An 18222-nucleotide genomic window follows, 5' to 3' on the forward strand; every position below is an offset into this window, starting at 1 on the left:
AAAAGCTTGCTTTTACCCTATTTTCCGAGATGCAGGAAAATGCGATAACTGAGGACAAGACGCTAGCATTTACCTCACTTCCCCAACCGCAACCGTTAGCGGAAAATTCAGAAAAGCTTGCTTTTACCCCATTTTCCGAGATGCAGGAAAATGCGATAACTCAGGAGCAAACGTTAGCCTTTACCTCGCTCCCCCAACCGCAACAGCTAGGGGAAAATTCAGAGAAGTTGGCTTTTACTCCTTTCTTAGGAATAAAAGAAGTAGAAACGGCTCCGGCAACCCCAGTTTTCCTAAACGCTCAACTGAGTCAAAACGATTCATCGCCATCAGAACCCAGAGTATTAGTAGCAGAAATTGTTGTCAGTGGAGTCGATGGAGACTTAAGAAATCGGGTATTTGATGTGATTAGTACCCAAGCCGGGCGGACGACAACTCGGACTCGACTGCAAGAAGATATTGATGCAATTTTCGCCACGGGATTCTTTTCTAATGTGCGAGCAACGCCAGAAGATACCCCATTAGGTGTGCGTGTCACATTTGAGGTAACACCTAACCCAATTTTACGACAAGTTAATATTAATGCCAATCCAGGAACAGATATTCCTTCCGTTGTTCCCCAAGAAGTAATTGACGAAATTTTTGGCGATCAATATGGCAACATTCTTAATCTGCGCCGCTTTCAAGTCAGTATTCAAGATTTGAATACTTGGTATCAAGAGAATGGGTATATTTTAGCTCAGGTGGTGGATGCGCCAGATGTGAGTGATGAGGGTACGGTTACCCTGATGATTCCCGAAGGGGTGATTGAAGGTATTGATATTGTTTATCTGAATCGAGATGGACAGGATACAGAAGAAGATGGAACCCCTGTTAAGGGGAGAACGCGGGAGTTTATTGTTACTCGACAGCTCAGTTTGCAACCGGGGGATATTTTTAATCGCGATACGATTCAAGGGGATTTACAGCGAGTGTTTGGCTTGGGAATTTTCCAGGATGTAAATGTGACGTTAAATCCAGGGACTGACCCCACAAAAGTGGTAGTAGTACTGAATGTACAGGAACAGAATACGGGTTCGATCGCCGCTGGAGGCGGTATTAGTTCTGCCAGTGGATTATTCGGTTCATTAAGTTATCAAGAAACGAACTTCGGCGGCAATAACCAGACCCTGCGTACAGAAGTGCAGCTTGGAACTCGTGATTTTCTCTTTGATGTCAGCTTCAGCGATCCGTGGATTGGTGGAGATCCTAAACGCACATCTTATACTACGAACGGATTTAGACGGCGTTCAATCTCCCTGGTTTACGATGGTGATGAAGACCCCATTCGCTTAGATAATGGCGATCGCCCCCGCGTGCTGCGTACGGGCGCAGGGATTCGCTTTTCGCGTCCCTTGGGAGAAAATCCCTTAAAACCCGATTGGTTAGCCTCCCTAGGTATACAATACCAGCGAGTTTCGATCCGCGATGCCGATAACGAACTGACGGCTAGAGACGAAGATGGGCAGCGTCTAGCCTTCCATAATACCGGTATTGACGACCTATTCATGCTCCAGTTTGGTATGGTTAGCGATCGCCGCAACAACCCAGCTCAACCCACCACCGGCTCAGTCACCCGTTTTAGTATCGAGCAGTCTATCCCCGTCACAAGCGTCGTCATGAGTCGTCTGCGGGGAAGTTACACCTTCTTTGTCCCAGTCAAATTTACAGATTTCACGGAAGGCCCCCAAGCCCTCGCCTTTCAAATTGAAGGCGGTGCAACCTTTGGAGACCTCCCCCCCTATGAAGCCTTCATTCTGGGCGGTCTAGAGTCTGTCAGAGGCTTTGCAGAAGGGGATGTGGGCAGTGGTCGATACTTCCTCGAAGGAACCGTAGAATATCGCTTCCCTGTAAGCCGACTGTTGGGAGGAGTATTATTTTTGGATGGAGCCACGAATCTCGGATCGGGTAATGCGGTGATTGGTAATCCCTCTGGACGGCGTGGATTGCCCGGTTCAGGAGCATCCGCAGGGATTGGTGTGCGGGTGAATACCCCCCTAGGCCCCATCCGTATTGATTATGGATTTAATACCGATGGCGGGAGTCGAGTCCACTTTGGGATCGGAGAGAAATTTTAATCATGGCGATCGCAACTTCCCTAAACCAACCCTTTACCCAATCGGGTGTCGGTTTGCATAGCGGACTGGAAACCCAAGTCAACGTACTGCCCGCAGAACCCGGAAGCGGACGCTATTTTGTGCGCGTCGATCTGCGAGATCAACCCACAATTCCCGCCAGTATCGAAACCGTCAAATCCACCGTACTATCTACGGAACTAGCGATTGAGGAGACCAGCGTACGAACCGTAGAACACCTGCTCGCCTCCCTCCTCGCCCTCGGAATCACAGATGCCAGAATCGAGATCAATGGCCCTGAAGTGCCCCTACTCGACGGTTCAGCCGCCCCTTGGGTTGAGGCCATTAGCGGTCATCAGCCGGCCCTTCCCGTCCAATTTCCAGTATCAGAAGTAACCTTAACTGAACCCATTTGGATCGCCGATAAAGATGCCTTTGTTGCCGCCATTCCTGCGCCCCAACTGCGCTTTACCTATGGCATTGAATTCGACTTAGCGGCGATCGGTCAACAATGGCACAGTTGGCAACCCGATCGCGAATCCTTTAGCACCACCGTTGCTCCCGCTCGCACCTTTGGACTGGCTCACCAAATTGAAACCTTACGGGCGCAGGGGTTAATCAAAGGTGGTAGTCTGGATAATGCCCTCGTTTGCGGCCCTGAAGGTTGGCTCAATCCTCCCTTGCGATTTGCCAATGAACCTGCCCGCCATAAACTCTTAGACCTGGTGGGAGACCTGAGTTTATTGGGAGTTCCTCCTGTGGCTCACTATCTGGCATTTAAGGCCAGCCATCACCTTCATGTGCAACTGGCGAGGAAAATTGCCCAACTGATCTAATCCCTGTTGTTTATCGTCTAACCCATGTCCACAGAAACTGAGACTAGCCCAGAAACCCCTGCTCTTGATCCAACCAACATCGTTTTCAGTGTCGAAGAGATTCAGAAAATTATTCCCCATCGTTATCCCTTTGCTCTGGTAGACCGGATTATTGCCTATGAGCCAGGCAAATCAGCAGTAGGACTAAAAAACATCACGTTCAATGAACCCCAGTTTCAAGGGCATTTTCCGGGTCGTCCCATTATGCCAGGTGTACTAATGGTTGAAGCCATGGCTCAAGTGGGAGGCATTGTAGTCGTGCAAATGGACAACTTTCCCAGCGGATTATTTGCCTTTGCAGGTATCGATAAGGTTAAATTTCGCCGGCCTGTAGTGCCTGGAGATCAGTTAATTATTACCGCAGAAATTACCAAAGCTATGCCAAAACGCGGTTTTGTGATGATGAAAGGGACAATAGAAGTTAATGGTCAAGAAGTCAATGGTAAACCAATTGTAGAAGGAGAGCTGAAGTTTGCAATTTTGAGTGAAGAGTAAGTAACGATTTGGTGTTAGCAAGATAAGAGAAATCAGAATGGGGGAGATATGACCACCCTAATTCATCCAACGGCAGTGATTCATAGTGGTGCAACGGTTCATCCAACGGTGAGCGTTGGCCCCTATGCCGTGATTGGGGAAAATGTGACCATAGGGGCAAATACGACCATTGGCTCCCATGTGGTGCTGGAAGGATGGACGGAAATTGGCGAGAGAAATGAGATTTTTCCCGGAGCGGCAATTGGTTTGGCTCCCCAGGATCTTAAGTATGATGGGGGCCAAACTTGGGTCAGAATCGGTAATGATAATTGTATTCGTGAATATGTGACCATTAATCGCGCAACCGCGCCGGATGAAGCAACAGTAATTGGCGATCGCAATTTACTCATGGCTTATGTCCATGTGGCCCATAATTGCCTGCTCGAAAATGAGGTGATTGTAGCCAACTGCACCGCGTTTGCTGGTCATGTGCATGTGGAATCAAAGGCTAGAATTAGCGGTTTGTTAGGGGTTCACCAATTTGTGCATATTGGCCAGATGGCGATGGTCGGTGGAATGAGTCGCATTGAGCGAGATGTTCCCCCGTATATGACTGTAGAGGGAAATCCGGCCCGGGTGCGATCGCTCAATGCGATCGGTTTAAAACGCTCTGGATTAACTCAAGAAAACTTTCGCATCCTCAAAGAAGCCTATCGAATGCTCTATCGGTCCGATCTGACCTTTCAACAAGCCCTAGAGCAATTAAATACGCTACCGAAAACCGAGCAATTAACCCACCTACACCAGTTCCTGCACCTATCTGTCACAGAAAAAGGCCGCCGAGGCCCCATTCCAGGGAATAGGGACTAGGTTGGAGTAGATGGGTGCATGAGCATTAGACGGTATTCCATAATCTCTAGTCCGGTTAATTGGCTATGCACGTTAGGGAACAGGCAATCGGCAATCGGCAATCGGAATGAAAACGCACTGTAGATAGTTGAACCGATTACTCGGACATGATAGAACAGGCGAAACCACATAATCGTTAAACTTTTTAACGATTATGTGGCAGGTTATCCGGATCTAAACCCATAGCAATCAGGCGCTCTCTCAAGTCCTGCAATGCGGTTTGTGCTTGTTCTTTTTCCTGTCGTTCCCAATCTTTTTCCTGTCGTTCCCAATCTTTTTCCTCTGCTTCTGTAGGAATTAAATTCCCCGATTCGTCATAAAAACGTAGCCATAACCGCTCGATTCCTTTATGACTACCTTGCCACAATCTCAAGCCCAACCCTAACTCTTCTAACCATAATTCCTTGTTCCCGATCTCTAGCTCTTGATACCCACTTTCGTCTAATTGAAAAGCTCGAAAATAGTCCTGTTCTCGTTCATAAACGATATAGTATGGGACGCGTAGAAATTGTTCGTATACTTTCCATTTTGTTGGTGGTTTTGTCAGGTCTCTACGAGTCGTTTCTCCCAAGTCTTCCCGTTGCGTACTCGGTGACAACAGTTCCACCACGATAAACGGATTCACTTCTTCTTGCCAGACGACATAACTCATCCGTAATTCTTTCTGTTCATACAATCGAGATACTCCCACGACTCCAAACCAGTCCGGACGTTTGTATCTGTTGGTATTCTCTACATCGTAGTAGAGATTCAAATCCATGGCTGAAAATACCTGTTCTGGGGTATAGGTAGCCGGTTGAAAGGTTTGCTCTAACAGTTGAGATTGTATGGGATGATATTGGTCTGGCAAACCCGATTCTCCTACTTCTTCACTTGGTAAGTCGTACATGGTAGGCAGGTCTTCTCTTTTGGGGGTTCTTGAGATGTTATTCTGCCTTTGGGTTAAGTTAACCATAATCACAGGAAAAAGTGCTTTTGTTCTATACTATCGCTTTAAGAAGCTTATTTATGGACTATTCAAGGAAAGGGTAGAATCCTGTTGTCCCCATTCCCCATTCCCCATTTCCTATTTCCTATTCCCCATTCCCCATTCCCCATTCCCCATTCCCATGACCACTATTTTTATCAGTACCGGTGAAGTCTCAGGAGATTTGCAAGGCGCTCTGTTGGTAGAAGCGTTGCACCGTTATGGTTCTCAACACGGTTTGGATCTGGAGATTTTGGCTTTAGGGGGAGAGCGCATGGCTAAGGCTGGAGCAAAATTGTTGGGTCAAACGACAGGAATTGGTTCCGTGGGACTTTTGGAGGCATTGCCTTTTGTGATTCCCACATTGAAGATTCAGGAGCAAGTGAAGCGCTATTTGCGCCAAAATCCTCCAGATGTAATTATTTTGATTGACTATATGGGGCCCAATTTGGGTATTGGCAGCTATTTGCACCGCCATTTGCCCCAAGTGCCGATTGTGTACTATATTGCTCCCCAGGTCTGGGTTTGGTCTCAAAATAAACGCGATACCCAAAGAGTAGCTGAAATTACGGATTTGTTGTTGGCGATTTTCCCAGAAGAAGCACAATATTTTCAGGAACATAAGGTTAATGTCAATTGGGTTGGACATCCTTTAATTGACCGGATGCAAACATTTCCCAACCGCGATCGCGCACGCACTACATTAGGCATCCGAGAAGATGAAATGGCGATCGCCTTAATACCAGCCTCGCGCCGTCAAGAGATCACCTATTTAATGCCGGTGATGTTTGCAGCGGCACAACAGATTCAGCAAAAACTACCAGACGTTCAATTTTGGATTCCCTTGTCTCTGGCAGAGTTTCGAGAACCGATAGAAAGGGCGATCGCCGATTTTGGACTGCGAGCAACCCTCGTTGAGGAGGAAGCTCCCGCCGTTTTAGCCGGTGCAGACTTAGCTATTTGTAAATCGGGTACCGTCAATTTAGAGTTAGCCCTACTCGATGTCCCCCAAGTGGTCATGTATTGCTTAAGTCCCCTCACTGCTTGGATTGCTCGCCATATTCTCAAGCTCTCTTTACCCTATGTCTCCCCCGCCAATTTAGTGGAGATGAAACCCATTGTCCCAGAATTTCTTCAAGAGGCAGCCACTCCCGAAGCCATTAGTCAAACCGCTTTAGATTTATTATTGAATCCCCAGATTCGCCAAGAAACCCTAAAAGGCTATGCCCAAATGCGCCAAGCTTTAGGAGAACCGGAAGTGTGCGATCGCGCTGCTCAAGCCATTTTTGATTTTTGGCGATCAGGGAATAGGTAATGGTCATTTAACCAAGAACGCATACATAAAAATGGAACATAAAGCTTATTGCTGTGCAAGTTTTTGCATCTCTAGCAAGACAATAACAGCACAAGAAATAATGAATCATATTACTATTGAACCAACTGAAGTAGCTGAAAAAGGCACACTTCTTAGTAAGAGAAATCCAAAATCTAAGCGGAGAGATACATCTTTTTGGACGCTGGATAGTCAATTAAGAGGTGAAGAGCCTTTGGATTTACAAATTGAAAACCTAATTTCCCTCATCGAAGTTGATATCGATGCTTTAAATAAAATAGCTTCTGATTGTCATTTTGAAATCTACTGTAGCTATTTTTTTGAATATCCTAATAGTAATGGGATGATTTCTTTTGACTCGAATTTGCTTAAGCGTCTTACTGCTATTCCAATAGATATTGCGATTAGTTTATATCCTGCCGAGCCTGATGAAGAGTAACTGAGAAAAGAGTTGGTTAAGACAACTCAATGAAAGCTTCTATAAGAGAATACTGACACGATCTCCCTGCCACCTATCACTGTTTCATTAAATCAGGATAACAGAGGTGATATCGCTTTCTCATTAAGTGGAGCAAAAATGCGATCGCATTTTGTTTTAGAGTAATATAGCTGAGAAAGGGATAGTTAGGACATTTTCTATTGCGATTCGTGCCTATTGCCTCTTGCCTCAAACCATAACCTCAGTGTCCTAATCAACTCTTTCACGGCTATATAACTGGTCCGATCGCTGTACTTAGTCAATATGGGTGTTAACTCGCTCAATATCAGTTTGGATAAAATCATTCCCTTTGAATAGTAAAGGCTGATTCATTGCCTTAACCAACCCAGAAGAAAAACAATCTCCCATATTCAACTTTGCTGGGTGACGACCTTTGCCAAATTTGAAGAAAGCCTCAGCCGCAAACCGAGCTTGCTCCGGACTAAAGGGTACGATAGTTATCGATAATTCTTGGAGTAATTTGTCAAAAGATTCTCTACCTTCTTCACCATATCGCGTCCCTAAGACAATTGACAGCTCAACATATCCGGGAGCCGAAAGCAGACAAATTTCGTCACTGGCAATTAGGTCTAGGAATGTTGATTCTTCGGGTTCGGCATACATAATGGCTAAGATAGCAGAGGGATTGATAACCACTAATCTAGTCCTCCCCACTGATTGTAGCCGACGATTTCCTCCGCCCATCGCCCATCGCGAACAGGCAAACTTCTGATGCGATCGCAGATTTGATGTACGGCTGCCCGATTAATTTTTCTCTTCTGTTCTGGGGAATTACGATGTTCTTCTTGTGACAATTCAGTTAACCATTTTAGTGAATTTTGGCGATCGCCAACAGGGAAGTATTGGATCTGCTGCTTGAGTTCTACTAGAGTAGGGTTAAGGTTTCCTGCCATATACTCCCCTCAGTTCGTTTTCTCTGTTCATGATTGGCGTTTCTGCTAGAAGATAGAGATGGGTAGCTGCCCTATTACTCTACAAAAAGGCGATCACGCTCCAACTGATACCATTTCTCTTATCGCATCTTATTTTAGAGTAGTATAACTGGTGCGATCGCCGAAACTAATGTCGATAGTATAGTGTTTGATGGAGGGTTTTGCGTAAGTCCGGTTCATTCTCTCCCAATTCTAAAAATCATTCACTTGCAAGCACTCCTCCACTCCCCTACCTATCAAGTAGATTCTAGGGTAGACCAGACCTCCAGCTTAGTCTTAACTTTGCGAATCACCTCATCCGTAAACTCAGATGTAGTCATTTGTCCGCCCAGATCCGGGGTGGCTTTCCCTTCATAAATGGCTTCAAAGACCGACTCATAAATCGAGCGTGAGGCGCGATCTCCCGCTGGAGTTTTCACATAGGTCAATAGGGCAGCACCGGCTAAAATCATAGCCATGGGATTGGCAATATTTTTACCATAGAGAGCAGGAGCTGTGCCATGGGGCGCTTCTGCCATCACCGTTTTGACCTGCAAGGTATCGGCATCAAAACCCATGACTAAACTCTCCGAACCGGCAATACTGCCATACATTTGCAATACCATATCGGAGAGTAAGTCCCCATCCCGGTTGAGAGCGGGGATAACCAACGCCTCGCCGCTATTTTGTAGCAAGAGCGCAAATGTAGCATCAATCAGCAGGGGTTGGTACGCGACATCCGGATAGCGCTGGGCTGCCTCATCGAGTTCTTCCTTAAACATGCCTTCATAGGTGGCACTGACTGTAAATTTTGGCCCGCCAAAAACTTTAGCCCCTGTCCGCTTGGCATGGGTAAATGTAAACTCGGCTACCGTTCGGCAAATGGAACGACTAATCTTGGAGGTGCGCCAAGCAATTTCATCCCCGGTTTCCGTGGTTTCTCGCCATTCCTTCGCACCATAGGCATCATCTACGGCCATGCGGACGATGGTAATGGGGGAATAAACGCCACCTACCGGTCGAATCTGGGGAATGCGTCGCCCAGTTCGTAAAATAACCGAGGCTCCCAAGGCTTCTCGCAAGATAGCATTGGGGCTACCCACATCACCTGGCGTTTCTGGGGTAATGGTGGCAGCTTTCAAAGCCAGTCCCGTCTTACAGGCAACAGTGGCAGCATCCCAAACCACCTGATTGTTACTGGCTCGACGGTTGTCTAGACTCAAATCATAATCGATGAATTCCAGGGGTTGGCCAATTACCCCAGGTTGCAAGACCCGTAAAGCCTCAGCTAGAAGTTCCTCTCCGGTCTGATCGCCATGCATGACAACGATCGCAGGTGTGGGTTGTTGAGTCGGCATAACAAGTAGTCAATCCTTGAACGGGTTTGCTTTGGTTATTGTCGTCGATGGCGATCGCAGACACTGTAAACACAATTACCAATACCAATATAGATGTGCGTTCAATATCATTTTTTCCCTTGAAGAGAGGATAAGTCAAAGATGGCAGGAAATCGATCGGATCGCAGTAGAATACGGCTAGGATAAATGTAGTGAACCTCCTTATCAGCTTGTAATGGTGAAAAGACAATTGATTGTGCCAGGGGATCAACGATTATACAAATAATGAAATCTTGAAGTTTGCATCAGACCCATCCCACTACAACTCTAGAGAGGAGCCGAGTAACTGCTAAGGAAACAGCAAAATGTTACAGCGCTTGTTAGCCAATACTCCATTAAGAATTATCCTGATTGTTCCTTTTGTTGTACAAATTACAGCAGCAGTTAGTCTAACGGCGTGGCTTTCAATTCGGAATGGACAAAAGGCGGTTGATAATGTTGCTGACGATCTTTGGCACGAGATCGCAGCTCGAACGGTAGAACATATTACTGAATATACCCAGATTCCTCAGGGGGTTATTGCCGATACCCTGGCCCATCAACAGTTGAACCTAACCGATCTAACCGACATAGACCTATTAACTCGGTATCTCTGGCACCAGATGCAGCATCATAAGGGGTTATTTATCACTGCCGTTGGCTATGAAACCGGGGAAACTGTAGGGGTTGGAGTGACAAAAGAGGGGCAAGTGGTGATCCGAGCGATTGACCCTGGCCAAACCCAACTCCATACCTATGCCGTTTCTGGACAAGGTGATCGCGGAGAACGAATAAGCGTCGATAACTTTGACCTCAAGAGTCGTCCCTGGTATCGGAATGCGGTGATGGCTGGACAGTTGACCTGGACAGACATTTACCCAAACCACGATCCGCCCTTCAATATTCTCAGTGCGGTGAGTCCCTTATATGATACACAAACCAAGCAACTGATTGGAGTCACCAACGCCACACTTTCACTCTGGCAAATCAGTAACTTCTTAGAACAGCTCGAGATCGGGCGATCGGGTCAAATTTTTATCATGGAGCGTACAGGCGATTTGGTCGCCTCCTCTACGGGTGAGCCGCTTTCTCAACTCGACCTAACAGTTGAGCGCAAAACGTGGAAGCGATTGAATGCTCTGGAGAGCAGCAATATACAAGTTCGACAAACGGCAGAACATCTCATTGAGCAATTTGGCAGTCTCCGTCAGATTCAACAAGTCGAACGCACTGAATTCATCGCCAATGGAACACGGGAAATTGTGAAGATTACCCCCTTTTCTGACGATTTGGGGTTGGACTGGTTGATTGTCATTGTTGTACCCGAATCTGACTTTATGGCGCAGATTCATGCCAACACCCGTAATACCCTTTCGCTGTGTCTAGGGGCACTAGCCCTAGCGACTGCCTCTAGCATTCTCACAGCTCGCTGGATTACAGAACCGTTGCTGCGGCTCAACCAGGTGGCAAAGGATATTACCCAGAAGTCCTTAAGGTCCACATCGTTCCCAGAAGAAATGGCTACTAGCCGTACCCGTGAAGTGAGTGAGCTAAGTCACTCCTTCAAACAGATGACCCAACAACTCCAGGAGTCCTTTACTGTGTTACAGGAGAGCGAGGCTAACTTCAAAAACCTGGCTGCTAACGTGCCGGGAGCAATATTTCACTACATTTTGTATCCCGATGGCACGGATAAGGTTCTCTATATGAGTGCAGGTTGTTATCAGCTTTGGGAAATTGAAGCCCATATAGTTGAGGCCAACACCAGCATTCTCTGGGAGATGATTGACCCAGAAGATTTGCCTGAGATGCAAGCTTCGATCAGAAAATCTGCCCACACCCTGGACAGGTGGAATTGGGAATGGCGCATTACCACCCCATCGGGTCGCTGCAAATGGCTACAGGGAATCGGTCAACCGACCCAGAATCCAGATGGTTCGGTACGTTGGCATACACTGATTCTGGATGTGAGCGATCGCAAAGCGGCTGAAATCCAACTTCAGGATTTAACCAATCGATTAGAGTTGGCGACTCGATCGGCAAAGATCGGGATTTGGGATTGGGATGTGGTCAATAATCGCCTCCTTTGGGATGAACGTATGTATGAACTCTACGGCATCCCCTCTGGAGACTTCTGTCAAATCTATGAAGCGTGGGAAACGGCACTGCATCCAGACGATTTGGAGACCTCTCGAGCTGCCCTACAACAAGCACTCAATGGGGAGAAAGATTTTAATTGTGAATTCCGAATCCGATGGCCGGATGGCACAGTTCGCCACATTGAAGCCCATGCCATTGTCCAGCGAGATGCTGAAGAGCAACCCCTACGAATGATTGGGGTGAATTTCGATATCAGCGATCGCAAACAGGCAGAAGAACAGTTAATTTATAGTGCCCTTCACGATACCCTCACCGATTTACCCAATCGGGCACTGCTCACCAGTCGATTGGAGTTGGCGATTCAAAGAGCGCAGCGATCGCCCACCTATCATTTTGCCGTGCTGTTCCTCGACTTGGATCAATTCAAGGTGATTAATGACAGCTTGGGGCATCTGGTTGGAGATCAGTTGTTATTGATCGTCGCCCAAAAGCTGCAAAGCACCATTAGACTCACGGATGTAGCCGCTCGTTTGGGAGGAGATGAATTCGTCCTTCTACTCGAACAAATTCCCGACATCTCAACCGTTATCCATATTGCTGAACGCCTATTAGCCGAGTTTAATCGCCCCACTCCCATCGACGGTCATAACATCTTTGTGACGACTAGCATTGGTATTGTTTGGGGCACGAATGATTACACCCAAGCATCCGATCTGCTACGGGATGCTGATATCGCTCTCTATCGAGCCAAAGCTAAAGGTCGCAATCGATACGAAATTTTTGACGCTGAGATGCACGTCCAGGCGGTGAAACGTATGACCCTGGAGCATGACCTACGAATGGCGATCGACCAGCGAGAATTGATCCCTTACTACCAGCCCATCGTCGATCTCAATACACGACGGCTCATTGGGTTTGAATGCCTCATCCGCTGGCAGCACCCCATGCGAGGTTTTATTTCTCCTACCGACTTCATTGCCATTGCCGAAGAAACTGGGCTAATCAGCACCATTAGCCAGTGGATATTGCAGTCAGCCTGTGAGCAAGTGGTGACCTGGCAGCACCAATTCCCAGACCTGGAGGATCTCAGAATCAGTATTAATCTGTCGGGACAAGACTTAAGGCAACCCACTTTGGTAGAAATGATTCGCCAAACACTCACGAATACTCAGTTACCAGCGACCTCATTAACGTTAGAAATTACGGAGAGCCTCTTGGTTGAAAATATCGAAACTACGATCAACCGGCTGGGACAATTAAGAGACTTAGGAATTCGCATCAGTATTGATGATTTTGGTACTGGGTATTCGTCCCTGAGCTATCTTTACAACTTGCCTGCCGACTATCTCAAAATTGACCAATCTTTTGTCGGGAAAATGCACCCCGGGGATAAGAACTACAAGATTGTGCAAGCGGTGGTGAGTATGAGCGATCAGTTACAGTTAGGGGCGATCGCTGAAGGTATCGAAATGGAAGAACAGTTAGGGTGGCTCAAAGCACTCGGCTGCGAATTGGGCCAGGGGTACTTCTTCTCACGACCCCTAACCCCAGTTGCCGCGACCGATCTTTTAGCCACCGGACGCACATTGTAAAGTAAAAGCGGGTTTTCCCTATTGCCTGTTGCCCGTTGCCTATTGCCTCCCCTCTTCCATGTGTGGATATCCCTACCTCGAAACCTGAGCTAAAACCTGATATATGTGGAAGAGGTTAGCACTCTCTTAGTTAGAGTGCTAAATTGGCTGATGATATCACGTAAACCTAACCCTAAAGGTGTATGGCTAAAATCGTCTCATTTAAGGAAGAATCGCGCAAAGCCTTAGAAAAAGGTGTAAACGCCCTAGCGGATGCCGTCCGCATTACTCTTGGCCCTAAAGGTCGGAATGTGCTGTTAGAAAAGCAATTTGGTGCGCCCCAAATCATCAATGATGGGATCACCGTTGCTAAAGAAATTGAACTCGAAGATCCCCTAGAAAATACCGGAGCGCAACTGATCCGGGAAGTGGCTTCCAAAACCAAAGACACGGCGGGAGACGGAACTACCACTGCCACCGTTTTAGCTCAAGCCATGGTGAAGGAAGGGTTAAAAAATGTGGCTGCTGGTGCAAACCCCGTAGCGCTACGTCGGGGAATTGAAAAAACCATTGCCCACTTAGTCACAGAAATTCAAGCCATTGCCAAACCTGTAGAAGGAGAGGCGATCGCCCAAGTCGCCACCGTTTCTTCTGGCAATGACGAAGAAGTCGGGCAAATGATTGCCAAAGCGATGGAAGCGGTAACCAAAGATGGTGTCATCACCGTTGAAGAATCCAAATCCTTGCTCACCGAGCTAGAAGTGGTTGAAGGGATGGAAATCGATCGCGGTTATCTCTCTCCCTATTTCATCACCAACAGCGACCAAATGACGGTGGAATATGAGAATGCAAAACTCCTACTCACCGACAAAAAAATCAGTTCCATTCAAGACTTGGTTCCCGTTTTAGAAAAAATGGCCAGAGCCAGTCAACCCCTACTCATTATTGCCGAAGACATTGAAGGCGAAGCCCTAGCTACCCTAGTGGTGAATAAAGCTAGAGGTGTGCTGAATGCTGCTGCCGTTAAAGCCCCTGGATTTGGCGATCGCCGCAAACAAATGCTGCAAGATATCGCTGTATTAACCGGTGGTCAAGTCATTTCCGAAGAAGTTGGCTTAAGCCTCGATACCGTCGAGCTAGACATGCTCGGAACTGCTCGCAAAATCAGCATCGACAAAGACAGCACCGTCATCGTTTCCGAAAACAATACCCAAGCCGATGTCGAAAAGCGGATCGCCCAAATTCGTCGCCAACTCGACGAAACCGACTCCGACTACGATAAAGAAAAACTCCAAGAGCGGATCGCCAAACTCGCTGGTGGTGTTGCTGTAATCAAAGTTGGTGCAGCCACCGAAACCGAACTCAAAGACCGCAAACTCCGCATCGAAGACGCACTCAACGCAACCAAAGCCGCCGTTGATGAAGGCATTGTTCCCGGAGGCGGAACCACCTTAATTCACCTCTCCAACAAAGTTGAAGAACTCAAAGGACAATTAACCGCCGAAGAACAAATTGGTGCAGAGATCGTCGCTCGTGCTCTAGCTGCTCCCCTACGTCAAATCGCTGATAATGCTGGCGTTGAAGGTTCAGTTATCGTTGCCCATGTACGGACAACCGAATTTAATGTGGGTTACAATGCCGCCACGGGTGAATATGTAGACATGATTGCCGCTGGTATTATTGACCCCGCTAAAGTTGTTCGCTCTTCCGTGCAAAATGCAGGGTCTATTGCTGGAATGGTTTTAACCACTGAAGCGTTAGTGGTCGAAAAACCTGAACCCAAAGCTGCTGCTCCCGATATGGGCGGCATGGGCGGCATGGGTGGCATGGGCGGCATGGGTGGCATGGGCGGCATGGGTATGATGTAATTACCCATGGAAGGTTTTCCCCTCCATTTCACCTAACTTTTGGCAGCTTGCTCGTAAGAACAAGCTGCTTTCAGTATACAGCGCTTCATCCTAGGGAATAGGGAATTGGAGAAATTTATGCAAGTTCAAGTTCAACAAATTCGGGTTGCTCCTGGACAACAACTACTAATGACCGATATTAGTTGGTCAATGTACGAACAATTGCTAGAAGAATTGGGAGAAAAACGCAGTTCGCGAATTAATTACAGTCAGGGATTTTTAGAAATTATGGTTCCGTTACCCGAACATGAAGATAATAAAGTCATGATTTCTGATTTTATTAAAGTTCTTCTAGAAGAACTTGATTTAGAATTTAGGAGTTTGGGATCAACCACCTTCAAAAGCACCTCCATGCAACAAGGAGTAGAAGCAGATGATTGTTTCTACATCGAACATGAAGCCGATATTCGCGGAAAAAAGCGGATAGATGTAACCGTTGATCCGCCTCCAGATTTGGCCATTGAAATTGATATAACGTCCCGGACTCCCTTAAATAATTATGTCAATTTAGGGGTGCGTGAACTCTGGAGATTTAATGGGAAACGGTTAGAAATTAGTGTTTTGCAAGGGGGGAAATATGTTCAAGTTCAGCAGAGTTTTCATTTCCCTGATTTTGCGGTTGGGCAAGTGATTCCTGAATATCTGGAACGCAGTAAGATAGAGGGACGTAATCGAGTGATAAAAGAATTTCGTGCTTGGGTTAGAAAGCAGACAGTTTATAGGGAATAGGAATAGGGCATGGGAAATACTAGACACACTAGCACCAACCTCTCCCTATCTCCGCTTCCCAGAAGAGAAATAAAACCTTAGCTGAGATAACCCATTTCTACCAGTCTATTCCAAACTTTATCCACACTTTCAGATAACTCTTCGAGATCCGTGCGGCATTCAATTTCTGGGTTTTCTGGGGGTTCATAGGGGTCAGAAATACCGGTGAATTGTTTAATTTCCCCAGCTCTGGCGCGTTTGTACAATCCTTTCACATCCCGTTCTTCACAAATAGCTAAGGGAGCATTAACAAACACTTCCACGAAATCGCCAATTCTCTGACGCACTTCTTCTCGAATAGCTCGATAGGGAGAAATAGCAGAAACTAAAACAATCACCCCATTTCGGGTTAATAGATGGGAAACAAACCCAATACGGCGGATATTTTCATCTCGGTCTTCTTTGCTAAAGCCTAATCCTTTGGTGAGGTTTGTACGAACAATATCCCCATCTAGGACTTCTAATTTAACGTCAGCAGCGCGTAGTTTTTTTTCTAGGGCTTGGGTAATAGTGGTTTTACCAGCGCCACTGAGACCAGTAAACCAGATTGTAACACCACGGTGATTCATATGAGCAAAAAGTTTTAAGATTTAGATCTACTGTACTCTTTTCTGGTCAACTTGTGAAAGTCAGGAGCGCTACACGCTGGTAATGGGTAATAGGTAGGGGGCAAGGAGTAGAAGAATGGGTTAATCCTCAGTGCTGAAACTTATTCCCTATTCCCTAGTGCGTCGCACTCTTAGCGGCCATAGGATTGAGTTAAGTGTAGCAGGCGATCGCCTAATTCCTGACTCAACATTCCTGGATCAGCATAGCGCCAACGCCAATTTCCAGCACTGACACTGGGATCGTTCATTCGTCCTTGGTTATCTAAACTGAATAAATCTTGTAGGGGGAGAATTGCCCAAACGGCTACCGCGCTCAAGGCTATACGGATTAACAGCCAAGAAATCTCAGTAATTTCTTCCGGGGAACTATAACCGAGATATTCGGCTAAATGCTGTTTTTCTTTTTGGCTCGCCTTTTCCCACCACCCCACTGCCGTATCATTATCGTGGGTTCCCGTATAGCAAATTGAATTTTGGGGATAATTATGGGGCAAATAAGCATTATCAGATCCCCCCCCAAAGGCAAATAGGAGAATTTTCATTCCTGGAAAGTTAAAATGATCCCGTAATTCTTCCACTTCTGGCGTAATAATGCCCAAATCTTCCGCTAAAACGGGTAAACTGCCTAATTCCTCACCCAAGGTTTGGAAAAACTCAAATCCTGGAGCCTTTACCCATTCTCCATTCATCGCTGTTTCTTCACCCGCAGGTACTTGCCAATAGGCTTCAAAGCCTCGGAAATGGTCAATTCTGACGACATCTACATATTGCAGCGTGGCTCGGAAGCGTTCAATCCACCAAGCATAATTCGTTTCTTGCAATTTATTCCAATCATAAACTGGATTCCCCCACAATTGCCCTGTCGCACTAAAATAATCCGGAGGTACGCCTGCCATCCATGCCGGTTCCAAGGTTTGGGGATCTAACTTGAAAATTTCGGGATTTGCCCAGACATCGGCGCTGTTGTGGCAAACATAAATCGAAACATCACCGATAATTTGAATGCCTTTTTCGTTGGTGTACTGGCGCAGGTTTCGCCACTGTTCAAAAAACTTGAATTGCAGAAATTGATGGTATAGGATGGAATCAACAAGGGTTTCTTTTTTACGAGCTAGGCTCTGGGGTTCGCGACGAGCGAGCGATCTTTCCCAATGATTCCAAGCTTGTCCCCCATTCTCCTCCATCAGGGACATAAATAACACATAATCATCTAACCAACTGGCCTGTTCCTGACAAAATTGAGTAAAGTTAGTCAAGGCAGGATTTTCCTCTTCTGCTAACTGTTCCTTAAAGGTTTCATAGGCCTGTTTGAGGAACCCATATTTGTGGGGAATCACCCGATCAAAATTCACTCGGTTGGGGAGGATATCTTCTCCATTGAGAGGGATTAATTCCTCAGAATTTAATAATCCCTCTGTGGCTAATTGCTCTAAGCTAATCATCAAGGGATTACCGGCAAAAGCACTGTAATTCATCGTGTAAGGAGAATGTTCATAACCCGTTGGTCCTAGGGGTAAAATTTGCCATATTTTTTGCCCACTCCGAGCGAGAAAATCAATAAATCGGTAAGCATTCTCTCCTAAATCGCCAATTCCAAAGGAACTGGGCAAGGATGTTGGGTGTAATAAGATGCCACTTGCGCGTTCAAAAGCCATAGGAATTACAAACTCTACAAGAGATACGGATGATCGGTCCTCTCCATAGAATAAGACAAAAAGTCCCTCGCGATCGCTGGGGCGGATTTGTTGTTGTTTTATTCATCTGCTCATTTTCTTGAGCGACTCCTATTTTTTTGCTTCAGGTATTAAAATGA

General features: G+C 46.5%; 15 protein-coding genes. 9 read left to right on the plus strand and 6 right to left on the minus strand.

Annotated features, from left to right (window positions below; all coding sequences use genetic code 11):
• The 4 genes from PN466_RS18355 to lpxA all read left to right on the plus strand — a co-directional run.
• A partial coding sequence (locus PN466_RS18355) for a BamA/TamA family outer membrane protein (protein ID WP_271942107.1) occupies positions 1-2114 on the plus strand: 2114 nt, incomplete at its 5' end.
• Between the two features lie 2 nt (positions 2115-2116).
• Positions 2117-2947 (plus strand): UDP-3-O-acyl-N-acetylglucosamine deacetylase, encoded by an 831-nt coding sequence (lpxC, locus tag PN466_RS18360; RefSeq protein WP_271942110.1) that lies wholly within the window; start codon positions 2117-2119, stop codon positions 2945-2947.
• A gap of 24 nt (positions 2948-2971) precedes the next feature.
• Positions 2972-3481 (plus strand): 3-hydroxyacyl-ACP dehydratase FabZ, encoded by a 510-nt coding sequence (gene fabZ / locus PN466_RS18365; RefSeq protein WP_271942112.1) that lies wholly within the window; start codon positions 2972-2974, stop codon positions 3479-3481.
• A 48-nt stretch (positions 3482-3529) separates the two neighbouring features.
• The gene (lpxA, locus tag PN466_RS18370) at positions 3530-4330 is read left to right on the plus strand and encodes an acyl-ACP--UDP-N-acetylglucosamine O-acyltransferase (RefSeq protein WP_271942114.1); all 801 of its coding nucleotides are present in this window, start codon (positions 3530-3532) and stop codon (positions 4328-4330) included.
• Between the two features lie 184 nt (positions 4331-4514).
• On the opposite strand, the gene PN466_RS18375 is transcribed toward lpxA, so the two are convergent.
• Positions 4515-5258 (minus strand): Uma2 family endonuclease, encoded by a 744-nt coding sequence (locus tag PN466_RS18375; protein WP_271942116.1) that lies wholly within the window; start codon positions 5256-5258, stop codon positions 4515-4517.
• Between the two features lie 220 nt (positions 5259-5478).
• On the opposite strand from PN466_RS18375, the gene lpxB reads away from it, so the two are divergent.
• Both lpxB and PN466_RS18385 read left to right on the plus strand, forming a co-directional pair.
• Positions 5479-6651 (plus strand): lipid-A-disaccharide synthase, encoded by a 1173-nt coding sequence (gene lpxB / locus PN466_RS18380; protein WP_271942396.1) that lies wholly within the window; start codon positions 5479-5481, stop codon positions 6649-6651.
• Positions 6652-6682: 31 nt separating this feature from the next.
• Complete coding sequence (locus PN466_RS18385; protein WP_271942119.1) at positions 6683-7108, plus strand: DUF4279 domain-containing protein; 426 nt, start codon at positions 6683-6685, stop codon at positions 7106-7108.
• Between the two features lie 294 nt (positions 7109-7402).
• Here PN466_RS18385 and PN466_RS18390 read toward each other — a convergent pair whose 3' ends face one another.
• The 3 genes from PN466_RS18390 to PN466_RS18400 form a co-directional block, all read right to left on the minus strand.
• A complete protein-coding gene (locus tag PN466_RS18390) occupies positions 7403-7804 on the minus strand; it encodes a type II toxin-antitoxin system VapC family toxin (protein ID WP_271942122.1) in 402 nt (133 codons plus the stop codon).
• A complete protein-coding gene (locus PN466_RS18395; protein ID WP_271942124.1) occupies positions 7804-8061 on the minus strand; it encodes a hypothetical protein in 258 nt (85 codons plus the stop codon). The genes PN466_RS18390 and PN466_RS18395 overlap by 1 nt, the downstream gene beginning before the upstream one ends.
• Positions 8062-8336: 275 nt before the next feature.
• Positions 8337-9437: an isocitrate/isopropylmalate family dehydrogenase gene (locus PN466_RS18400; protein ID WP_271942127.1), complete on the minus strand. Its 1101-nt coding sequence runs from the start codon at positions 9435-9437 to the stop codon at positions 8337-8339.
• Positions 9438-9781: 344 nt separating this feature from the next.
• On the opposite strand from PN466_RS18400, the gene PN466_RS18405 reads away from it, so the two are divergent.
• From PN466_RS18405 to PN466_RS18415, 3 genes are all read left to right on the plus strand, one after another.
• Positions 9782-13147, plus strand: a complete 3366-nt coding sequence (locus tag PN466_RS18405) for a bifunctional diguanylate cyclase/phosphodiesterase (RefSeq protein WP_271942130.1) — start codon at positions 9782-9784, stop codon at positions 13145-13147.
• A 182-nt stretch (positions 13148-13329) separates the two neighbouring features.
• On the plus strand, positions 13330-14994 hold the full coding sequence (groL, locus tag PN466_RS18410; RefSeq protein WP_271942133.1) for a chaperonin GroEL: 1665 nt from the start codon (positions 13330-13332) through the stop codon (positions 14992-14994).
• Between the two features lie 117 nt (positions 14995-15111).
• Complete coding sequence (locus tag PN466_RS18415; RefSeq protein WP_271942136.1) at positions 15112-15762, plus strand: Uma2 family endonuclease; 651 nt, start codon at positions 15112-15114, stop codon at positions 15760-15762.
• Positions 15763-15839: 77 nt separating this feature from the next.
• Here PN466_RS18415 and cysC read toward each other — a convergent pair whose 3' ends face one another.
• Together cysC and malQ are read right to left on the minus strand one after the other, a co-directional pair.
• Entirely contained in the window at positions 15840-16370 is a 531-nt protein-coding gene (gene cysC, locus PN466_RS18420) for an adenylyl-sulfate kinase (protein ID WP_271942138.1), read from the minus strand.
• 170 nt (positions 16371-16540) lie between these two features.
• Positions 16541-18064 (minus strand): 4-alpha-glucanotransferase, encoded by a 1524-nt coding sequence (malQ, locus tag PN466_RS18425; RefSeq protein WP_271942141.1) that lies wholly within the window; start codon positions 18062-18064, stop codon positions 16541-16543.
• Positions 18065-18222: the final 158 nt, after the last annotated feature.

Source organism: Roseofilum reptotaenium CS-1145, from assembly GCF_028330985.1.
GTDB classification, from domain to species: domain Bacteria; phylum Cyanobacteriota; class Cyanobacteriia; order Cyanobacteriales; family Desertifilaceae; genus Roseofilum; species Roseofilum reptotaenium.